This is a genomic window from Bifidobacterium myosotis, from assembly GCF_002259745.1.
Classification (GTDB): Bacteria; Actinomycetota; Actinomycetes; order Actinomycetales; family Bifidobacteriaceae; genus Bifidobacterium; species Bifidobacterium myosotis.
In genome coordinates this window covers 1-1763 of sequence record NZ_MWWW01000057.1, presented here as the reverse complement: position 1 = coordinate 1763, position 1763 = coordinate 1, and the positions used below count along the sequence as shown (strand labels likewise).

The following is a 1763-nucleotide window of genomic DNA, read 5'->3' as shown; positions in this document are numbered from 1 at the left end:
AGTCCCGCAACGAGCGCACCCCTCGCCTTGTGTTGCCAGCGGTTCGGCCGGGAACTCACAAGGGACCGCCGGGGTCAACTCGGAGGAAGGTGGGGATGACGTCAGATCATCATGCCCCTTACGTCCAGGGCTTCACGCATGCTACAATGGCCGGTACAACGGGATGCGACAATGTGAGTTGGAGCGGATCCCTGAAAACCGGTCTCAGTTCGGATCGGAGCCTGCAACCCGGCTCCGTGAAGGCGGAGTCGCTAGTAATCGCGGATCAGCAACGCCGCGGTGAATGCGTTCCCGGGCCTTGTACACACCGCCCGTCAAGTCATGAAAGTGGGTAGCACCCGAAGCCGGTGGCCTAACCTTTTCGGAGGGGGGAGCCGTCTAAGGTGAGACTCGTGATTGGGACTAAGTCGTAACAAGGTAGCCGTACCGGAAGGTGCGGCTGGATCACCTCCTTTCTACGGAGATTTTCAGTCCGGCGTTCGCCGGATGGTGTGTGCCCGACGGCCGGGATGTCCCCGGTGCCTGTTCGGGTGTGCTGGTGTGGAGGATGTCGTTGGCTTTGGCCTGCCGGTCGTGCGGTGGGTCCGGAGTGGTGCGGATGCGCTTTTGGGCTCCCGGACCGCCACCCCAGGACGTGTGTTCTGGTGCGGTCCGTGCGGCGCCCCTTGCGTCATGCCGGTCCTCCTTGGTTGGGGGTTTGGCGTGCGTCATGGGTGTGCGTGGTGGTTTGAGAACTGGAGAGTGGACGCGAGCAGACGCCATCCGTTCGGCGGGTGGTGTTTGCTGTCGATTTCGATTCGAACTCATTAACTATTGTTTTGGTTGTGTTCGTTTCGATCGTTTTGTGATCATTTTGATGTGTTGATTTGTTGTCTGGGAGTCCAGTGCAGTGTTTTCGGGCTTCGCATAACCGTGTGTTGTGTGTTGTCTTGAAGGGCGTATGGTGGATGCCTTGGCAGGCAGGACCGATGAAGGACGCGACGGGCCGCGATAGGCCTCGGGGAGCCGCCGAGTGGGCTTTGATCCGAGGGTTTCCGAATGGGGCAACCCACCGGCAGTAATGGGCCGGTACCGTGCTTCGGCGCGGGGGGTACGCAGGGAAGTGAAACATCTCAGTACCTGCAGGAGAGGATACTCCGTGAGTAGTGGCGAGCGAAAGCGGATCAGGCTAAACCTCATGCGTGTGATACCCGTCGGGGGTTGCGTGTGGGGTGTTGTTGGGATCGTGTGTGCCGGCTCCGACGGGCCGGCCGGTGGTGATAAAGGCGTGTGCGAGGGGAACCGGGTTGAATACCGGGCCGTAGAGGGTGAGGGCCCCGTACCCGTAGGCGCATGTCCCGCCGATCATGTCTCCCGAGTAGCGCGGGTCCCGTGGAACCCCGTGTGAATCCGCCCCGACCGTGGGGCAGGCCGAAGTATTCCTGTCTGACCGATAGTGAACTAGTACCGTGAGGGAAAGGTGAAAAGCACCCCGGGAGGGGAGTGAAACAGTCCCTGAAACCGTGCGCCTACGAACCGTCGGAGCCTCCTTGGGGGGGTGACGGCGTGCCTATCGAAAAATGAGTCTGCGAGTCAGTGGTGCGTGGCGAGTATAAGCCGTGTGGCGTATGCGTAGCGAAGGCGAGTCTTAAAAGGCGTTTGAGCCGCGTGTCCTGGACCCGAAGCGGGATGATCTAGCCCTGAGCAGGTTGAAGCGCGGGTAAGACCGTGTGGAGGACCGGACCCACCGGGGTTGAAAACCGGGGGGATGACTTGGGGCTGGG

The 1763-nt window shown here is 61.1% G+C and carries 2 rRNA genes; both read left to right on the top strand.

Annotation, left to right across the window (positions count from 1 at the left end):
* Positions 1-455, top strand: a 16S ribosomal RNA gene (locus BMYO_RS11355); the annotation flags it as partial.
* A gap of 465 nt (positions 456-920) precedes the next feature.
* Positions 921-1763, top strand: a 23S ribosomal RNA gene (locus tag BMYO_RS11350); the annotation flags it as partial.